The 18,826-nt window shown below is 60.7% G+C and carries 14 protein-coding genes and 2 pseudogenes; 7 read left to right on the top strand and 9 right to left on the bottom strand.

Annotated elements, in window-relative coordinates; all coding sequences use genetic code 11:
• Nucleotides 1-43 precede the first annotated feature (43 nt).
• The 3 genes and pseudogenes from LOY36_RS05020 to LOY36_RS05010 form a co-directional block, all read right to left on the bottom strand.
• Entirely contained in the window at nt 44-1,054 is a 1,011-nt protein-coding gene (locus tag LOY36_RS05020; RefSeq protein WP_258672453.1) for a chemotaxis response regulator protein-glutamate methylesterase, read from the bottom strand.
• Nucleotides 1,051-3,360: a hybrid sensor histidine kinase/response regulator gene (locus LOY36_RS05015; protein WP_258672452.1), complete on the bottom strand. Its 2,310-nt coding sequence runs from the start codon at nt 3,358-3,360 to the stop codon at nt 1,051-1,053. Before LOY36_RS05015 ends, LOY36_RS05020 begins: the two co-directional genes overlap by 4 nt.
• A pseudogene (locus LOY36_RS05010) lies at nt 3,357-3,761 on the bottom strand (chemotaxis protein CheW); the annotation flags it as partial. The gene LOY36_RS05015 and the pseudogene LOY36_RS05010, both read right to left, overlap by 4 nt.
• A 70-nt stretch (nt 3,762-3,831) precedes the next feature.
• Between LOY36_RS05010 and LOY36_RS05005 the strand changes: the two are divergent.
• Nucleotides 3,832-5,262 carry an IS1182 family transposase gene (locus LOY36_RS05005; protein WP_258669015.1) on the top strand — a complete coding sequence of 477 codons (1,431 nt, stop codon included), beginning with the start codon at nt 3,832-3,834 and terminating at the stop codon, nt 5,260-5,262.
• Between the two features lie 156 nt (nt 5,263-5,418).
• On the opposite strand, the pseudogene LOY36_RS05000 reads toward LOY36_RS05005, so the two are convergent.
• The 4 genes and pseudogenes from LOY36_RS05000 to LOY36_RS04985 all read right to left on the bottom strand — a co-directional run.
• A pseudogene (locus LOY36_RS05000) lies at nt 5,419-5,700 on the bottom strand (chemotaxis protein CheW); the annotation flags it as partial.
• Nucleotides 5,697-6,971, bottom strand: coding sequence for a protein-glutamate O-methyltransferase CheR (locus LOY36_RS04995; RefSeq protein ID WP_258672451.1), 1,275 nt, complete (start codon nt 6,969-6,971; stop codon nt 5,697-5,699). The gene LOY36_RS04995 and the pseudogene LOY36_RS05000, both read right to left, overlap by 4 nt.
• On the bottom strand, nt 6,968-7,504 hold the full coding sequence (locus LOY36_RS04990; protein ID WP_018926686.1) for a chemotaxis protein CheW: 537 nt from the start codon (nt 7,502-7,504) through the stop codon (nt 6,968-6,970). Before LOY36_RS04990 ends, LOY36_RS04995 begins: the two co-directional genes overlap by 4 nt.
• The gene (locus LOY36_RS04985; protein WP_258672450.1) at nt 7,504-9,126 is read right to left on the bottom strand and encodes a methyl-accepting chemotaxis protein; all 1,623 of its coding nucleotides are present in this window, start codon (nt 9,124-9,126) and stop codon (nt 7,504-7,506) included. Before LOY36_RS04985 ends, LOY36_RS04990 begins: the two co-directional genes overlap by 1 nt.
• Before the next feature lie 299 nt (nt 9,127-9,425).
• Here LOY36_RS04985 and ydcS point away from each other — a divergent pair, with 299 nt between their 5' ends.
• From ydcS to LOY36_RS04960, 5 genes are all read left to right on the top strand, one after another.
• The gene (gene ydcS, locus LOY36_RS04980) at nt 9,426-10,577 is read left to right on the top strand and encodes a putative ABC transporter substrate-binding protein YdcS (RefSeq protein WP_258672449.1); all 1,152 of its coding nucleotides are present in this window, start codon (nt 9,426-9,428) and stop codon (nt 10,575-10,577) included.
• A 256-nt stretch (nt 10,578-10,833) separates the two neighbouring features.
• The gene (locus LOY36_RS04975; protein WP_258672448.1) at nt 10,834-11,871 is read left to right on the top strand and encodes an ABC transporter ATP-binding protein; all 1,038 of its coding nucleotides are present in this window, start codon (nt 10,834-10,836) and stop codon (nt 11,869-11,871) included.
• A gap of 1 nt (nt 11,872) precedes the next feature.
• A complete protein-coding gene (locus LOY36_RS04970; protein WP_019581622.1) occupies nt 11,873-12,817 on the top strand; it encodes an ABC transporter permease in 945 nt (314 codons plus the stop codon).
• Nucleotides 12,807-13,631, top strand: coding sequence for an ABC transporter permease (locus LOY36_RS04965; RefSeq protein ID WP_019581623.1), 825 nt, complete (start codon nt 12,807-12,809; stop codon nt 13,629-13,631). Before LOY36_RS04970 ends, LOY36_RS04965 begins: the two co-directional genes overlap by 11 nt.
• 52 nt (nt 13,632-13,683) lie before the next feature.
• Complete coding sequence (locus tag LOY36_RS04960; RefSeq protein WP_258672447.1) at nt 13,684-15,108, top strand: gamma-aminobutyraldehyde dehydrogenase; 1,425 nt, start codon at nt 13,684-13,686, stop codon at nt 15,106-15,108.
• 88 nt (nt 15,109-15,196) lie between these two features.
• Here LOY36_RS04960 and LOY36_RS04955 read toward each other — a convergent pair whose 3' ends face one another.
• Complete coding sequence (locus LOY36_RS04955; protein ID WP_007940616.1) at nt 15,197-15,382, bottom strand: hypothetical protein; 186 nt, start codon at nt 15,380-15,382, stop codon at nt 15,197-15,199.
• Nucleotides 15,383-15,794: 412 nt separating this feature from the next.
• On the opposite strand from LOY36_RS04955, the gene LOY36_RS04950 reads away from it, so the two are divergent.
• Nucleotides 15,795-17,420, top strand: coding sequence for a glucan biosynthesis protein D (locus LOY36_RS04950; RefSeq protein WP_019581625.1), 1,626 nt, complete (start codon nt 15,795-15,797; stop codon nt 17,418-17,420).
• A gap of 169 nt (nt 17,421-17,589) precedes the next feature.
• On the opposite strand, the gene LOY36_RS04945 is transcribed toward LOY36_RS04950, so the two are convergent.
• Complete coding sequence (locus tag LOY36_RS04945; RefSeq protein ID WP_258672446.1) at nt 17,590-18,696, bottom strand: NADH:flavin oxidoreductase/NADH oxidase; 1,107 nt, start codon at nt 18,694-18,696, stop codon at nt 17,590-17,592.
• Nucleotides 18,697-18,826: the final 130 nt, after the last annotated feature.

Below are 18,826 nucleotides of genomic sequence, written 5' to 3'. Positions count from 1 at the left end.
GTCACCTGAGTACTGCTTGGGCCACGATTGCTGCTAATGATAGTCATTTTTGGAAAATCTCCAGCAAACGTGGCGCTATCTTGTCCAGTGGACGGATTTCCACGGCAGCGTCGATGGCTGCGGCCGCCTTGGGCATTCCGTACACGGCACTGCTGTTCTGGTCCTGAGCGATGGTCAGGTAGCCCTGTTGGCGCATGAGTTTAAGCCCCTGGGCGCCGTCACGCCCCATACCGGTCAGTAGAACGCCCACGGCATCACCGCTCCAGTAGCTGGCCACACTCTCGAAAAACACATCGATAGAAGGCCGATAGATCTCGTTGACCGGTTCGGCGGTGTAGGCCAGCGTGCCGTTTTTCAGCAAGCGGATATGGTGATTGGTACCGGCCAGCAGGATCGTGCCGCTTTGCGGCGGTTCGCCTTCCTGGGCCAGGCGCACGTCCAGGCCGCTGGCGCTGGCCAGCCATTCGGCCATGCCGGCGGCGAACACCTGATCCACATGCTGGACCAGCACGATGGCCGCCGAAAAATCCCGGGGCAGGCCCTTGAGCAGCACTTCCAGCGCCGCCGGCCCGCCAGCGGACGAACCGATCGCCACCAGGTGCTGGCGCGAGGCCGAGTTGCGGTGCGGGCTCGGTGCCGATCGCTCCCGATTGCTGTGGTCACCGATCAACCAGCCAATGTTGAGGATCTTGCGCAGCAGCGGCGCAGCGGCTTCCTGAGGGTTACCTGCGCCCAGCGCCGGGGTATCGACCACATCCAGCGCGCCGTAGCCCATGGCTTCGAACACCCGGTGCACGTTCTGCTGACGGTCGACGGTGACGATGACGATCGCGCACGGGGTCTCGGCCATGATCCGCCGGGTCGCTTCCACGCCGTCCATCAACGGCATGATCAAGTCCATCAGGATCAGATCCGGGGTGTATTCGGTGCAACGTTGCACCGCCTCGGCCCCGTTGCTGGCAACCCAGACCACCTCGTGCGCCGGTTCGAACGCCAGGGCGCGGCGTAAAGCCTCTACCGCCATGGGCATGTCGTTGACGATGGCGATTTTCATGTTCGCGCCCCTCCAATGAGCTCAACGACTGCATCCAGTAAGGCGTCATCATGAAAACTGGCCTTGGCTAGATAATAGTCGGCGCCGGCGTCCAGTCCACGACGACGGTCTTCTTCGCGGTCCTTGTAGGACACCACCATCACCGGCAGCGATTGCAGGCGATTGTCGCGACGCAATAAAGACACCAGCTCGATGCCGTCCATGCGCGGCATGTCGATGTCGGTGATCAGCAGATCGAAATCCTCCGAACGCAGGGCATTCCAGCCATCCATACCGTCCACCGCCACGGCGACGTCGTAGCCGCGATTGAGCAGCAACTTGCGCTGCAACTCACGAACGGTCAGCGAATCGTCCACCACCAGAATCCGTTTGCGCGCGGCCTCAACGGCCTGATTGGCGTGCCGGGCAATGCGCTCCAGACGCCCGGTATTGAGCAGTTTGTCCACCGAACGCAGCATGTCTTCGACGTCGACGATCAGCACCACTGAGCCGTCGTCGAGCAAAGCCCCGGCGGAAATGTCCTGTACCTTGCCCAGACGCTCGTCCAGCGGCAGCACCACCAGCGTCCGCTCGCCGATAAACCGCTCGACCGCCACCCCGTAGATCGCCTCGCGCTCGCGCATGACCACGACTTTGAGGGTCTGCGCGCTGTTCTGGCTCGCCGGCCGATGCAACAGCTGACTGGCGGCGACCAGCCCGACATGCCGGCCTTCGTACCAAAAGTGCTGCCGGCCTTCGACCTGCACGATGTCTTCCGGCTCCAGGTCGCACATGCGCTCGATGTGCGCCAGCGGGAAGGCATACGCCTCGTCACCGACTTCCACCACCAGACTGCGCACCACCGACAGCGTCTGCGGCACTTCAAGATGGAAACGACTGCCCGCGCCCGCCGTCTGCTCCAGCACCACGGCGCCGCGCAACTGCCGGACCATGTGCTGAACCGCATCCAGCCCGACGCCGCGCCCGGACACTTCGGTGACCGTGTCGCGCAGGCTGAAACCCGGCAGAAACAGGAACGTCAGCAGCTCTTCTTCGCTCAACTGCGCGGCAGTCTCGGCTGGGGATAACTGCCGCTCGACGATCGTGCGGCGGACCTTTTCCAGGTCGACGCCATTGCCATCATCGCTCAGTTCCAGCACCAGCAGACCGGCCTGATGGGAGGCTCGCAAACGGATCACGCCTTCCTCCGGCTTGCCCGCCAAGCGTCGCTGTTCCGGGGTTTCGATGCCGTGATCCACCGCATTGCGCAGCAGGTGTGTCAGCGGTGCTTCGAGTTTTTCCAGTACGTCGCGGTCGACTTGGGTCTTGTCGCCCTCGATCTCCAGCCGCACCTGTTTGCCAAGGTTGCGCCCAAGATCGCGGACCATGCGCACTTGACCGCTCAGCACGTCGGCGAACGGCCGCATGCGACAGGCCAGCGCGGTGTCATACAACACTTGTGCGCGCTGACTGGCGTGCCAGGCGAACTCGTCCAGTTCGGCGTTTTTTTCCACCAGTAATTGCTGGGACTCGGCCAGCAATCGGCGGGCATCGCCCAAGGCTTCCTGGGCTTCGAGGCTCAAGGCATGGTCCTTGAGATGAACGTTGAGGCTTTCCAGCGCCCGCAGGCCATTGCTCTGCATGCGTTTAAGGCGCTGCATGGTGGCCAGGTGCGGCTTGAGGCGCTGGGTTTCCACCAGAGATTTACTCGACAGGTCGAGCAGGCTGTTCAAGCGCTCGGCCGTGACGCGCAATACGCGCTCGCCAGTGTCGGTGGCGCGCCTGGTCTTGGACGCAGGCTCGGCGGGCTCTGCCTGGGGTGTTTCAATGAGTGTGTCGACGGGTGTTTCGGCGGCACGACCGGGCGGCTCGACCTTGGGTGTCGGCGGTTCGAGCTGAGGTTCTGCCATCGGCAGCGCGATGGGGGCAACCGTCGCCATGTGTTCAAGCAGCCGTCCCATCAAGACGACATAAGCGTCGATATCCGCAGGCGCCGGAGCATTGTTCGGCGTCGCAATCCGCATCAGCAGATCGGTGCCCTGCAACAGCGCATCAATGTGTTCGGGTCGCAGGTACAGGCGCCCTTCCTGGGCGCTGACCAGGTAATCCTCCATCACATGGGCAACGCTGACCCCGGCATCGACGCCGACAATCCGCGCCGCGCCCTTGAGCGAATGGGCCGCGCGCATGCACGACTCGAGGTAATCAGCCTGGGTCGGATCGCGCTCCAGCGCCAGCAGACCGGCGCTCAGCACCAGGGTCTGGGCCTCGGCTTCCAGGCTGAACAGCTCCAGCAAGGAGGCGTCACGCATTTGGTCGGGGGTCATGTGAGGCTCCGGGTCACGGCAGACAGCAGCTGCTCTTCATCCAGCCAACGCAGGCTGCGACCTTTGAATGGCAAGACTCCGCGGGTGTATTTGGCGCTGGCCTGGGTGCCGGACTGGGACGCTGCATCGAGAATGCGCTCGTCGATGGCGTGAATCCCGTCCACTTCGTCCACCGGCACCACCACCGGCCCGCCGTGGGCGGCGATGATCAGCATCCGCGGCGTTACCCGCGCGCCGGGCGCCACGCTACTGGTGTCGTCGAGCCCCAACAGCTCCACCAAAGACAGGCACGCCACCAAGGCACCGCGCACATTCGCCACGCCGAGCAATGCCCGGGAACGCTGGTGCGGCAAGGAATGGATCGCTTGCAGCGGCGCCACTTCGACCAGGCTGCGAGTGGCCCAGAGTGTGTAAAAACGCCTTCGCGAACACTTGCTATGATTTCTGAGGATTTCATCGCAGGGATCGCCCATGAAGCGCTTCATCCAAGGTGAACATCGAGGCCAAGGCACCTTACTTCCCGAGAGCCTCGACGACTACGTCAGCGATACCAATCCGGTGCGCGTAGTCGACGTCTTTGTCGACGAACTCGACCTGGTCAATCTGGGTTTTGACGGTGCCATTCCAGCCGATACTGGCCGGCCTGCTTACCACCCCGCGATATTGCTAAAGATCTACATCTACGGCTATCTCAACCGCATCCAGTCGAGCCGACGTTTGGAGCGAGAAGCTCAACGCAACGTCGAGCTGATGTGGTTGACCGGTCGTTTGATGCCGGACTTCAAGACCATCGCCAACTTCCGAAAAGACAACAGCAAAGCCATCCGAGGCGTCTGTCGCCAGTTCGTCGTGCTGTGTCAGCAGTTGGGACTATTCGGAGAAAATCTGGTCGCCGTCGATGGCAGTAAATTCAAAGCAGTCAACAACCGCGACCGCAATTTCACCAGCGCCAAACTGAAACGGCGAATGGAAGAAATTGAATCGAGTATCAACCGTTATCTAGCGGCACTCGATGCTGCCGATCGGCAAGAACCAACAGCTTCCGAGCCCAGCGCGGTGCGACTGGAAGAGAAAATCGCCAAGCTAAAAACGCAAATGAAAGAGCTTCAGGCGATCGAAATCCAGCTCAATGAATCGCCGGATAAACAGGTCTCACTGACCGATCCAGATGCCCGCTCCATGATGACGCGCGGCGCGGGAATCGTCGGCTACAACGTGCAGACTGCGGTCGATACTCAGCACCATTTGATCGTTGCTCACGAGGTGACTAACGTCGGTTCCGACCGCGACCAACTCAGCTCGATGGCCAAGCAGGCCCGCGAGGCGATGGCGTCAGATACGTTGTCGGTAGTGGCTGACCGAGGTTACTTCAAAAGCGAACAAATCCTGGCTTGTCACGATGCAGGCATCACCGCCTATGTGCCCAAGCCGATGACCTCCGGAGCCAAGGCTGACGGGCGCTTCAATAACGATGCCTTCATCTATGACGCGGCAAAAAACGAATACATTTGCCCGGCTGGAGAAGCGCTGATCTGGCACTATTCCTACGTTGAAAAAGGCCTGAAGTTGCATCGTTACTGGAGTTCGAAATGCCAGGGCTGCGCGTTGAAATCGCAGTGCACACCGAGCACGGAACGACGAGTTCGACGCTGGGAGCATGAAACCGTATTGGAGGAAATGCAGCTTCGGCTGAGCAAAGCCTCGGAGATGATGCGAGTCCGAAAACGGACGGTTGAGCATCCCTTCGGGACGCTCAAACAATGGATGGGTGCGACGCACTTCCTGACCCGAAAGCTGGCCGGGGTGAGTGCGGAGATGAGTTTGAATGTGCTCGCCTACAACATGAAACGGGTCATGAAAATCATCGGTACCCATCACTTGATGAAGGCGTTAACGGCATAAAAGCCGGCCTGTTTTTTACTTCTCCCAATGATCTGGAGCATTGCCGGGACCGGTTTAGCTCATCAGTAAGGCATCGTGCCCTTGATCAGGCTGCGAAGCGGGACTGCCTCTCAGCCTTGAAGATCGAAACGGGATCTAGCGTTTTTACACACTCTGGGCCAGGCCCAGCCACTCTTCGCCGAGGCGAAACATCAGCAGCGAGCGGGTTTTCACCTCGCTCTCGGCCACCGTCGAGATTTGCCCACGATCGCCCTGCGACAAGGCGTAACGGTCGAGCAAGCGTGTGGCGGCAGCCGAATACACCGCGCAATTGCGGCAATGAATGTGCTCGCTCAGCAGCGGACAGGACTGGTCGCCGTGGATACCGATGCGGTTCCAGCAATCGTCGATGGCCTGGGCATCTTCATGGGTGACGCTCAAGGTGTCGGAGGCGTTCATCGTTTACGCTCACTGTCAGCGGCGCGCTCGCTGCGGGCGGCGCGGGCCTGCAATCGTCTGGCACCCGCCGTGTCGCCCTGGGATTGTAGCAAGACCGCCAGGTGCATCAACGCGTCGGGATGTTGCGGTTCGAGGTACAACGCCTTGCGATAAAAACCCTGGGCCTCCAGGGCACTGCCGGCGACATCGCTGAGCAGCCCCAGCCAATAGAACACTTGGGCCACCGGTTCGTGACTGCGCAAATAACTTTCGCACGCGGCGCGGGCCTCGGCACTTTTGCCTTCATTGGCCAGCGCGGCGATATTCGCCAACAGCGTGGCGGCGTCCGAAGAAGTGGCCGAAGGGGTGGCGGCAGCCTGAGGCATCGGCACGACCGTCGCGAAAGGCCGACTGCGCACAGGCGGCGGAGTCACGCTGCGCAACGGTTGCTGCACTGGCAGCGACATCGGCGCGAAGGTCGCAGGCAGCTCGAGCGCGCTCTGGCGACTGAAGGCAAACGACTGCGGGATACCGATCGAGCGCATGCCGAAACGGCCGAGCAGACTGCCCTCGGCCGGGCCGATAAATAGCACGCCGTCGACGTGAGTCAGACGCTTGAGCACTTCGAACACTTGCTGCTGGGTCGGCTGGTCGAAATAAATCAGCAGGTTGCGACAGAACACGAAGTCATAGGGCGGCTCGTTGACCAGCAAGGTCGGATCCAGCAGGTTACCGACCTGTAAACGCACCTGTTCAAGCACGCGCCCGCTGAGGCGATAGTTGTCGTGTTCAGCGGTGAAATGGCGCTCGCGAAACTCGATGTCCTGGCCACGAAACGAATTTTTGCCGTACAGCGCGAGCCTGGCCTTTTCCACCGACAGCGGACTGACGTCTATGCCGTCGACCTTGAACTGGTGCGGCGCCAGCCCCGCATCAAGCAATGCCATGGCGATCGAGTACGGTTCTTCGCCGGTAGAACACGGCAAGCTGAGAATCCGCAGGGCGCGCATGTTGTTGATCGCCGCCAGCCGCTTGGCTGCCAGCTTCGCCAGCGTGGCGAAGGATTCCGGGTAACGGAAAAACCAGGTTTCGGGGACGATCACCGCTTCGATCAGCGCCTGCTGTTCGTCGCGCGAGCCCAGCAAAGTGTGCCAGTACTCATCGGCCGTCCGCGCCCGAACCGCCGTGATGCGCTGGCGCACCGCGCGCTCGATGAGCGCCGGGCCGACCGAGCCGACATCCAGGCCGATACGCTCCTTGAGGAAATCGAAAAACCGTTGATCGCTGCTCATCCCTGCTCCTCAAACTGCGCCAGGTCCAGCGGCGGCGAGGGAAACAATAAGGCGCGAACCTGTGCATCCAGTAAATCGGCAACCCGCACCCATTGCAGTAGCCCCTGGGCATCTTCGCGCACCGGGCCGAGGTACGGCGCCTGGCGATTGTCCAGGCCATAAGGCTGAAAGTCCGCCGGGTTGCAGCGCAACGTGTCGGTGACCTGCTCCAGAATCAGCCCGAGCAATTGCGCAGGCGTCGCCTCATCCGGCCGATAGTGCACCAACACCAGCCGCGTGCTGGTGCGGGCCTGGGCCGGTTGGCCAAACGTCAGCGCGCTGAGGTCGATCACCGGCACCACCGCGCCGCGATAGGCGAACACCCCCGCCACCCAGTCTGGCGCCCGGGGAATGGGTTTCAACGGCAGTTGCGGCAGCACTTCGGCCACCTCGATGGCCTGCAAGGCGTAGCGCTCGTTGCCGATGCGGAACACCAGAAACAACGACTGCTTCGCCGGCATCGCCACGCCGCGCCTGGCCGTAAGTTCGCTCATCAGACTTTGAATCGCGAGACACCGCCACGCAGCCCGACGGCCACCTGGCTCAGTTCGTCGATGGCGAAACTGGCCTGGCGCAAGGACTCAACCGTCTGGCTGCTGGCATCGCCCAACTGCACCAGCGCGTGATTGATCTGCTCGGCGCCGGTGGCCTGGGCCTGCATGCCTTCGTTGACCATCAACACCCGTGGCGCCAGCGCCTGGACCTGATGAATGATCTGCGACAGCTGCTCGCCCACCTGCTGCACCTCGGACATGCCGCGGCGCACTTCCTCAGAGAACTTGTCCATGCCCATGACCCCAGCCGACACCGCCGACTGGATCTCGCGCACCATCTGCTCGATGTCGTAGGTAGCCACTGCCGTCTGATCTGCCAGACGCCGCACTTCGGTGGCGACCACGGCAAACCCGCGACCGTATTCACCGGCCTTCTCGGCTTCGATCGCGGCGTTCAGGGACAACAGGTTGGTCTGGTCGGCGACTTTGACGATGGTCACCACCACTTGGTTGATGTTGCCGGCCTTCTCATTGAGGATCGCCAGTTTGGCATTCACCAGATCTGCCGCGCCCATCACCGAGTGCATGGTGTCTTCCATGCGCGCCAGGCCTTGCTGGCCAGAACCGGCCAGCACCGAAGCCTGGTCGGCGGCGGTGGAGACTTCGGTCATGGTGCGCACCAGGTCGCGTGAGGTGGCGGCAATTTCACGGGATGTCGCACCGATTTCGGTGGTGGTGGCTGCGGTTTCGGTGGCGGTAGCCTGTTGCTGCTTGGAGGTCGCGGCGATTTCGGTGACCGACGTGGTGACCTGCACCGAGGAGCGCTGGGCCTGGGACACCAACGAGGTGAGCTCGGTCATCATGTCGTTGAAGCCGGTTTCCACCGCGCCGAACTCGTCCTTGCGATCAAGATTCAGGCGACTGCTGAGATCGCCCGTGCGCATGACTTCGAGGATATCCACAATGCGATTCATCGGCGCCATGATCGCGCGCATCAACAGCAGGCCGCAGAGGCCGGCGGCGATGATTGCCACCAGCAAAGAGACGCCCATGCTGATTTTGGCGGCCGTCACCGCGTCACTGATGGCCAGCGTGGATTGTTCAGCCAGGGCGTGATTATTTTCAAGAAGGCTGTTCAATTGCTTGCGCCCATTGACCCAGGCCGGCGTCAGTTTTTGCTCCAGGGCAAGAACCGCCTGGTCGTACTCTTTGCGCTGATAGAGATCGAGAACGTTGGTCATTTCTTTGTTGTAGAGCTGGTGACGCACTTCGAACTCGTCGAACAGGACCCGATCGTCCTCCGTGAAAATGGTTTTGCGGTAGTTGCCTATTTGCTCGTTCAAGCGCTCTTCGAAGCTTTTGTACATGGTCTGGTCGGCGACGGTCATTTCGCGATGCCCGGAAAGGCCGACAAGTTGTTGGGTGAGGTTAAAACTGTCGACCCACGCACCGCGGATCATCGAACTGTAATACACCCCCGGGACCGCATCGGTGCGGACCGATTCTGCGCCGGCGTCGATCTTCATCAGCCGAGAAAAAGACACCACAACCATCAGCAGCATGATTGCGATAATTACCGCAAAGCTCGCCAAAATGCGTTGGCGCAACGTCCAGTTCTTCACAGTCAGTCCTCGGTGCGGGTCAAATTGCGGGGGAGTATAGCTGAGGGCGATGTTTCATTTATAAGACGCTGAGCATCGTTTCTCATCCCGCCAATAAAAAGCCGGGATTCGGCAGAAACATCAAATCCCGCATTGGAAATTTGTCGACCGTGACATCGGGCACTAGTCTGGATAAACCCATGACACAGCCCGGCCTCAGTCAGCCTCCCACAAAGCGCACTACGCTAATAACAAGCCACTCGTGGCGAACTACCCCGTTCAACGCTGTCCCGACCCTAATTAAAGAAGAGGGAAACCCCATGTTCGAACACAAGACCGCACTGCTCAGTGCAATCGCTACGGCGCTTCTGGCCAGCGCCAGCCTGCAGGCCGCCGAACCGCTGAAAGCCGTCGGTGCCGGCGAAGGTCAGCTGGATATCGTTGCCTGGCCCGGCTATATCGAACGGGGCGAAAGCGACAAGGCCTACGACTGGGTCAGCGCTTTCGAGAAGGAAACCGGCTGCAAGGTCAACGTCAAGACGGCCGGCACGTCCGATGAAATGGTCAGCCTGATGGCCAAGGGCGGTTACGACCTGGTGACGGCGTCCGGCGATGCCTCCCTGCGCTTGATCGCCGGCAAGCGTGTCCAGCCGATCAACACCGCATTGATCCCCAACTGGAAGAATCTCGATCCGCGCCTGAAGGATGGGCCGTGGTACGTGGTCGACAAGCAAACCTATGGCACCCCGTACCAATGGGGGCCGAATGTGCTCATGTACAACACCAACGTGTTCAAACAGCCGCCGACCAGTTGGAGCGTGATACTCGAAGAGCAGAAACTGCCCGACGGCAAATCCAACAAGGGCCGCGTGCAGGCGTATGACGGCCCGATCTACATCGCGGACGCGGCGCTGTACCTGAAAACCGCCAAGCCGGAACTGGGCATCAAGGACCCTTACCTGCTCAACGAAAAACAGTACCAGGCCGTTCTCGACCTGCTGCGCAACCAGCAAAAGTTGATCCACCGCTACTGGCACGACACCACCGTGCAGATGAGTGACTTCAAGAACGAAGGCGTGGTGGCTTCCAGTTCCTGGCCGTATCAGGTCAACGGCCTGATGAACGAGAAACAGCCAGTCGCCTCGACCATCCCCAAAGAAGGCGCCACCGGATGGGCCGATACCACCATGATGCACGCTGAAGCCAAGCACCCGAACTGTGCTTACAAATGGATGGACTGGTCGCTGACGCCGAAGGTCCAGGGCGATGTATCCGCCTGGTTCGGCTCGCTGCCGGCGGTTCCGGCGGCGTGCAAGGCAAGCGAACTGTTGGGGACCGAGGGGTGCAAGACCAACGGTTTCGACCAGTTCGACAAGATCGCCTTCTGGAAAACCCCGCAGGCTGAGGGTGGCAAGTTTGTGCCTTATAGCCGCTGGACCCAGGATTACATTGCGATTATGGGAGGCAGGTAATACACCCCCTTGTGGCGAGGGAGCTTTGTGGCGAGGGGGCTTGCCCCCGTTGGGTGGCGAAGCCGCCCTGGAACCAGTCACCGCGGTCTAGCAGATAAACCGCGCTCTCCTTTTCAGGGCTGCTACGCAGCCCAACGGGGGCAGGCCCCCTCGCCACAGTGAGCATTCCAGCTAAAAAAGCACACCGATTCAGCTTTTTCAGAAGTCCAGGCAAGGGCCGCTGTGATGGCCCCCGCTTTTTGGGAGCACCGTATCCATGACGCTTGCAGTCCAGTTCACCAACGTTTCCCGTCAGTTCGGTGAGGTGAAGGCCGTTGACCGGGTTTCCATCGACATCCAGGACGGCGAGTTCTTTTCCCTGCTGGGCCCTTCTGGCTCGGGTAAAACCACCTGCCTGCGCCTGATCGCCGGTTTCGAACAGCCGAGCACCGGCTCCATCCGCATCCATGGCTTGGAGGCCGCCGGGCTGCCGCCGTATCAGCGCGACGTGAACACCGTGTTCCAGGATTACGCGCTGTTCCCGCACATGAACGTACTCGACAACGTCGCCTATGGTTTGAAAGTCAAAGGCGTCGGCAAGACCGAACGCCACAAACGTGCCGAAGAAGCCCTCGACATGGTCGCCCTCAATGGCTACGGCGAGCGCAAACCGGTGCAACTCTCGGGCGGCCAACGCCAGCGTGTAGCCCTGGCTCGCGCGTTGGTCAATCGCCCTCGCGTGTTGTTGCTCGACGAACCACTCGGGGCGCTGGACCTGAAGCTGCGCGAGCAAATGCAAGGCGAACTGAAGAAGCTGCAACGTCAGCTCGGCATCACCTTTATCTTCGTCACCCACGACCAGACCGAAGCGTTGTCGATGTCCGACCGCGTGGCGGTGTTCAACAAGGGGCGTATCGAACAGGTCGACACGCCGCGCCACCTCTATATGAAACCGACAACCACCTTCGTCGCCGAATTCGTCGGCACGTCCAATGTGATACGCGGTGATCTGGCCCGGCAGTTGAGCGGCAATCCTCAGCCGTTTTCGATCCGCCCCGAACACGTGCGTTTCGCCGAAGGGCCGCTGGCCAGCCATGAAATAGAAGTCAGCGGCCTGCTCCACGACATCCAGTACCAGGGCAGCGCCACCCGCTATGAACTGAAACTGGAAAACGGCCAGACCCTGAACATCAGCCAGGCCAACGTCCAGTGGCTGGACGTCAGCGCGCAACACCAGCCCGGGCAACGCATCAGCGCTCGTTGGGCGCGCGAGGCGATGATCCCGCTGCACGACAATGTTGTAGGCGGGGTATGAGATGGACAGCGTGATCTCTCGAACCCCGGCCAACGGCTCGCCGCTGCGCCGGTTTTCCAACCTGCTGTACCGGCGGCCGAACCTGTATCTGTCGCTGCTGCTGGTGCCGCCGCTGTTGTGGTTTGGCGCGATCTACCTCGGCTCGCTGCTGACGTTGTTGTGGCAAGGCTTCTACACCTTCGATGACTTCACCATGACGGTCACCCCCGACCTGACCCTGGCGAACTTCGCAGCGCTGTTCCAGCCATCGAACTTCGACATCATCCTGCGCACCCTGAGCATGGCCATCGTCGTGTCGATCGCCAGTGCAATCGTGGCCTTCCCGATTGCCTACTACATGGCGCGCTACACCAGCGGCAACACCAAGGCGTTTTTCTACATCGCGGTGATGATGCCGATGTGGGCCAGTTACATCGTCAAGGCCTATGCCTGGACCTTGCTGCTGGCCAAGGGCGGCGTGGCCCAATGGTTCGTTCAATACCTCAACCTGGAGCCGGTGTTGCAGTTCGTACTCGGGATGCCGGGAGTGGGTGGCAGCACCCTGTCGACCTCGCATCTGGGGCGGTTCATGGTGTTCGTTTATATCTGGCTGCCGTTCATGATCCTGCCTATCCAGGCGTCACTGGAACGCCTGCCGCCGTCCTTGCTGCAAGCTTCGGCGGATCTGGGCGCCAAGCCGCGTCAGACCTTCATGCAAGTGATTCTGCCGCTGTCGATTCCGGGGATCGCGGCCGGTTCGATTTTCACGTTTTCACTGACACTGGGCGACTTCATCGTGCCGCAACTGGTGGGCCCACCGGGCTACTTCGTCGGCAGCATGGTCTACGCCCAGCAAGGGGCGATCGGCAACATGCCGATGGCGGCGGCCTTCACGCTGGTGCCGATCGTGCTGATCGCCATTTACCTGTCCATCGTCAAACGCCTGGGGGCCTTCGATGCGCTCTGACGCTTCCTCTCAAGACCGGGCATCCCTGGGCCTGCGCATCGCCGCCTGGGGCGGGTTGCTGTTCTTGCACTTCCCGATCCTGATCATCTTCCTCTATGCCTTCAACACCGAAGACGCGGCGTTCAGCTTTCCGCCCAAGGGCTTCACCCTGAAGTGGATCGCCGTGGCGTTCTCGCGGCCCGACGTACTGGAGGCGATCAAGCTGTCGCTGCAGATCGCCGCCATCGCCACACTGATTGCGCTGATCCTCGGCACCCTCGCCTCGGCGGCGTTGTACCGGCGGGACTTCTTCGGCAAGCAAGGTATTTCGCTGATGCTGATCCTGCCGATCGCATTGCCGGGGATCATCACCGGGATCGCGTTGCTGGCGACCTTCAAGACGCTGGGGATCGAGCCGGGGGTATTCACCATCGTGATCGGTCACGCGACCTTCTGTGTGGTGATCGTCTACAACAACGTCATCGCCCGGTTACGCCGCACGTCATATAGCTTGATCGAGGCGTCGATGGACCTCGGCGCCGACGGCTGGCAGACCTTCCGCTACATCGTCCTGCCGAACCTCGGCTCGGCGTTGCTGGCTGGCGGCATGCTGGCGTTTGCCCTGTCGTTCGACGAAATCATCGTCACCACCTTCACCGCCGGCCACGAACGCACCTTGCCGTTGTGGCTGCTCAACCAGCTCAGCCGCCCTCGGGACGTGCCGGTGACCAATGTCGTGGCGATGCTGGTCATGATGGTGACCATGTTGCCGATTCTCGGCGCGTATTACCTGACCCGTGGTGGGGAAAGCGTTGCGGGCAGTGGCGGGAAATAACTGACAACTCATTTCCCACAGAGGAAATACAACAGCTTCGGAGGACAACGCCATGCAAACCAAACTCTTGATCAATGGCCAACTGGTCGCCGGCGACGGCCCCGCCCAAGCCGTGTTCAACCCGGCCCTCGGTCGTGTGCTGGTGGAAATCAACGAAGCCAGCGAAGCCCAGGTCGACGCCGCCGTGCGCGCTGCCGATAGCGCCTTCGAAGGCTGGTCGCAAACCACGCCGAAAGAACGCTCGCTGTTGCTGCTCAAACTCGCCGACATCATCGAAGCCCATGGCCAAGAGCTGGCCAAACTGGAGTCGGACAACTGCGGCAAACCCTACAGCGCCGCGCTGAACGACGAGATCCCGGCGATTGCCGACGTGTTCCGATTCTTCGCCGGCGCCAGCCGTTGCCTGAGCGGAGCACTGGGCGGTGAATACTTGCCCGGCCATACCTCGATGATCCGCCGCGACCCGGTGGGCGTGATTGCCTCTATCGCGCCGTGGAACTACCCGCTGATGATGCTCGCCTGGAAAATCGCCCCGGCCCTGGCCGCCGGTAATACCGTGGTGCTCAAACCGTCGGAACAAACCCCGCTGACCGCCCTGCGCTTGGCAGAACTGGCGTCGGAAATTTTCCCGGCGGGCGTGCTTAACCTGGTGTACGGCCGTGGTCCTACGGTCGGTACCCCACTGGTCACTCACCCGAAAGTGCGCATGGTGTCGCTGACCGGCTCTATCGCCACCGGCTCAAATATCATTTCCAGCACTGCCGGCAACGTCAAACGCATGCACATGGAACTGGGTGGCAAGGCGCCGGTGATCATCTTCGACGATGCCGACATCGACGCCGCCGTGGAAGGCATTCGCACCTTCGGTTTCTACAACGCCGGGCAGGACTGCACCGCCGCCTGCCGCATCTACGCCCAGGCTGGCATCTACGACACCTTCGTCGAGAAGCTCGGCGCCGCGGTCAGCAGCCTCAAGTACGGCGTGCAGGATGATCCATCGACGGAGCTGGGCCCATTGATCAGCGCGCAACATCGCGACCGCGTGACCGGGCTTGTCGAGCGAGCCATGGCGCAACCGCACATTCGCTTGATCACCGGCGGCAAGCCAGTGGAAGGCAATGGCTTCTTCTTTGAGCCAACGGTGTTGGCCGACGTGCAACAGGACGACGAGATCGTGCGCCGCGAAGTGTTCGGGCCGGTGGTATCGGTAACCAAATTCACCGATGAAGCGCAGGCGCTGGCCTGGGCCAACGATTCGGACTACGGCCTGGCGTCGTCAGTCTGGACCTCGGACGTCGGCCGCGCCCATCGCCTGTCTGCGCGCCTGCAGTATGGCTGCACCTGGGTAAACACCCACTTCATGCTGGTCAGCGAAATGCCGCACGGTGGTCAGAAACTGTCCGGTTATGGCAAGGACATGTCCATGTATGGGTTGGAGGATTACACGGTTGTAAGGCATGTGATGTTCAAGCATTAAAAGCAAAAAGATCGCTGCCTGCGGCAGTTCTCCTGTAAGCGCTGCCGCAGGCCGCGATCTTTTGCTCAACGGACAAAGCCTTTACACCTCAAAACCGCGAAACACTCCTCATCGCATCCACCAGATAGCGCATCGCAATCCGGTCACTCTCCGACAGCTCGCGATAGCGCTCCACCAACTTCAACTCCTCCGAACTGAGACGACGCCTTCGCCGCCCGGTGGCCAGGCAGGGAAAGAGTCCTAACATTTCAGTGATGCCTTGTACTTTCGACATGGACGATGTCCTTCTATACGTCAGAGAAAACTGCAAAACCGCATCGCCCTATCACTTTCAGCGGCCGTCTTGTGTGCACTGAACCCACCGGCCTGAAGGGCCGAAACCGGTCATGCCCATAGAATAGAAATTAAATCGGCGCTGAAAAGCGGTTTTTAGAGTAATTAGTCGAAAAAAGCAGATATGCCCTATAAATCAGAAAGTGCTGTGAGAAACGTTACCTGACATGTCTTGTTTCATTGCCGCGCTGTCGCGGTGCTATCAATCATTTTTGCTCTGTAATCGAACGGTTTAAGCTATTTGGCATCTGTTCTAAAGTCCGTAGCGTTTGGCCGAAGGCATGTCCGAACCGTTATTTCTGATCCAGCACGTGCCAGGAACGGCGCGGGATTATTCACGACAGGTTGTACTTATGCACCGCAGGAATTTGCTCAAAGCCTCCATGGCCATCGCGGCTTACACCGGTCTCTCGGCCACCGGCCTGCTGGCCGCAAACGCCTGGGCCGGTAGCGGCACTGCCGATGGCGACGCTCAGGCGTTCGACTTCGAAGCGCTGAAGAGCCAGGCCAAACAGCTCGCCGGCAAGCCGTATCAGGACACCAAACAGGTGCTGCCGCCGACGCTGGCGACCATGACGCCGCAGAACTTCAACGCAATCCGCTACGACGGCAATCACTCGCTGTGGAAGGATCTGAAAGGTCAGCTGGACGTGCAGTTTTTCCACGTCGGCATGGGTTTCAAGCAGCCGGTGCGCATGTACAGCGTCGATCCCAAGACTCGACTGGCGCGCGAGGTGCATTTCCGCCCGTCGCTGTTCAACTACGAAAAAACCACCGTAGACACCCAACAGCTCAAGGGCGACCTGGGGTTTTCCGGGTTCAAGCTGTTCAAGGCCCCGGAGCTGGATCAGCACGACGTCTTGTCGTTCCTCGGCGCCAGCTATTTCCGTGCGGTAGACGCCACCGGTCAGTACGGTTTGTCGGCCCGCGGCCTGGCAATCGACACCTACGCCAAGAAGCGTGAAGAATTCCCGGACTTCACCAAGTTCTGGTTCGAGACACCGGACAAGGACAGCACCCGATTCGTGGTGTACGCCCTGCTCGATTCGCCAAGCGCCACCGGAGCCTACCGTTTTGACATCGATTGCCAGGCCGAGCGCGTGGTGATGGAAGTCGACGCCCACGTCAATGCCCGCACCGCCATCGAGCAACTGGGTATCGCACCGATGACCAGCATGTTCAGCTGCGGCACCCACGAGCGCCGTATGTGCGACACCATTCACCCGCAAATCCACGACTCCGATCGCCTGGCCATGTGGCGCGGCAACGGCGAGTGGATCTGCCGTCCGCTGAACAACCCGGCCACCCTGCAATTCAACGCCTTCGCCGACACCGACCCGAAAGGCTTTGGTCTGGTGCAGACCGACCATGAATTCGACAGTTATCAGGACACCGTCGACTGGTACAGCAAGCGCCCGAGCCTGTGGGTAGAACCTACGACCGCGTGGGGCGAAGGCTCTATCGATTTGCTGGAAATTCCTACGACCGGCGAAACCCTGGACAACATCGTCGCGTTCTGGACGCCGAAGAAACCGGTCGCCGCCGGTGACTCCCTGAACTACGGCTACAAGCTCTACTGGAGCGCCCTGCCACCGACGGGTACGCCGCTGGCACGGGTCAACGCGACCCGTTCGGGCATGGGCGGCTTTGTCGAAGGCTGGGCACCGGGTGAGCATTATCCTGAAGTCTGGGCACGCCGCTTTGCCGTGGACTTCACCGGCGGCGGGCTGGACCGCTTGCCCGAAGGCGCGGGGATCGAACCGGTGGTGACCTGCTCGAACGGTCAGGTGAAGGATTTCAACGTGCTGGTGCTCGATGACATCAAGGGCTACCGAATCACCTTTGACTGGTACCCGACCAATGACAGCGTGGCGCCGGTAGAACTGCGGTTGTTCATTCGCACCAATGACCGCACGTTGAGTGAAACCTGGCTGTACCAGTATTTCCCGCCGGCGCCGGATAAGCGCAAGTACACCTGATATAGCAAAATCAAAAGATCGCAGCCTTCGGCAGCTCCTACAGGGTTGCATGTATCCTACAAAATCGCGGTCGGACGCGGGCAATGTAGGAGCTGCCGAATGCTGCGATCTTTTGGCGTTAAAAAGCCCCGGACAACCCGACCGGGGCTTTTTGGTTTTACAGCGGCTTTCAGTCACGCAAATCCGATTCATGAATCGGCTGGTCACGATGGGTGGCCCGTTGGTATTGCGCCGGCCAGATAGCCTTGTGCCCACCCAGATCGTCATCGGCATGCAGCGGCCAATACGGATCACGCAACAACTCCCGGGCGAGGAAGATAATGTCGGCCTGACAGGTACGCAGAATATGCTCGGCCTGGGCTGGCTCGGTAATCATGCCTACCGTGCCGGTGGCAATGCCCGACTCTTTACGTACCCGCTCAGCAAATCGGGTCTGATAACCGGGCCCTGTAGGAATTTCGGCATTTACCGCCGTACCGCCCGACGAAACGTCGATCAGGTCCACACCCAGATCTTTCAAGCGTCGCGCCAGCTCCACGGTTTCGTCGGGGTTCCAACCGTCTTCCACCCAGTCGGTGGCCGATACACGCACAAACACCGGTAACTCTTCAGGCCACACGGCCCGCACCGCTTCGGTGACTTGCAGCACCAGCCGAATACGATTCTCGAATGAGCCACCGTACTGATCGCGCCGTTGATTGCTCAACGGCGAAAGAAATTGATGCAGCAGATACCCATGGGCGGCGTGCACTTCGACCACTTTGAAACCGGCGGTCAGCGCCCGTTTGGCCGAATCGACGAAAGCCTGGACGACCTCGGCGATCTCACTTTCATTAAGCTGCTTGGGTGGTGTGTGCTGGGGGTCGAAAGCGATCGGCGAAGGGCCGACCGGGATCCAGCCGCCGTCTTCCGGCTTGACGCTGCCATGCTTGCCCAGCCACGGCCGATGCGTGCTGGCCTTGCGCCCGGCATGGGCCAACTGGATGCCGGCAACGGCGCCCTGAGCGGCAATGAAGCGCGTAATACGTTGCAAGGGTTCGATCTGTTGATCATTCCAGAGGCCAAGGTCCTGGGCGGTGATACGCCCGTCGGCGGTGACCGCCGTGGCTTCGGTGAATACCAGACCGGCGCCGCCGATCGCGCGGCTGCCGAGATGGACCAGATGCCAGTCATTGGCCAGCCCATCGACGCTGGAGTACTGGCACATCGGTGACACCGCGATGCGGTTAAGCAGGGTCAATTGACGAAGGGTATAGGGTTCAAGCAGCAGACTCATGGGGCACCTCTCAAATCAGTGGGCAGGCTCCAGGGTTCTGTTTGAATAGTCGACGAGTGACAGGAAAAAGGTGCAGCACCCGCCCCCGCGGGCAAAAAATTCGACAAGACGTCACAAGGATAATCAAGCA

Source organism: Pseudomonas sp. B21-019, assembly GCF_024749225.1.
Classification (GTDB): domain Bacteria; phylum Pseudomonadota; class Gammaproteobacteria; order Pseudomonadales; family Pseudomonadaceae; genus Aquipseudomonas.
Note: the sequence above shows the minus strand (reverse complement) of the source record. Positions and strands in the feature narration are given on the sequence as shown.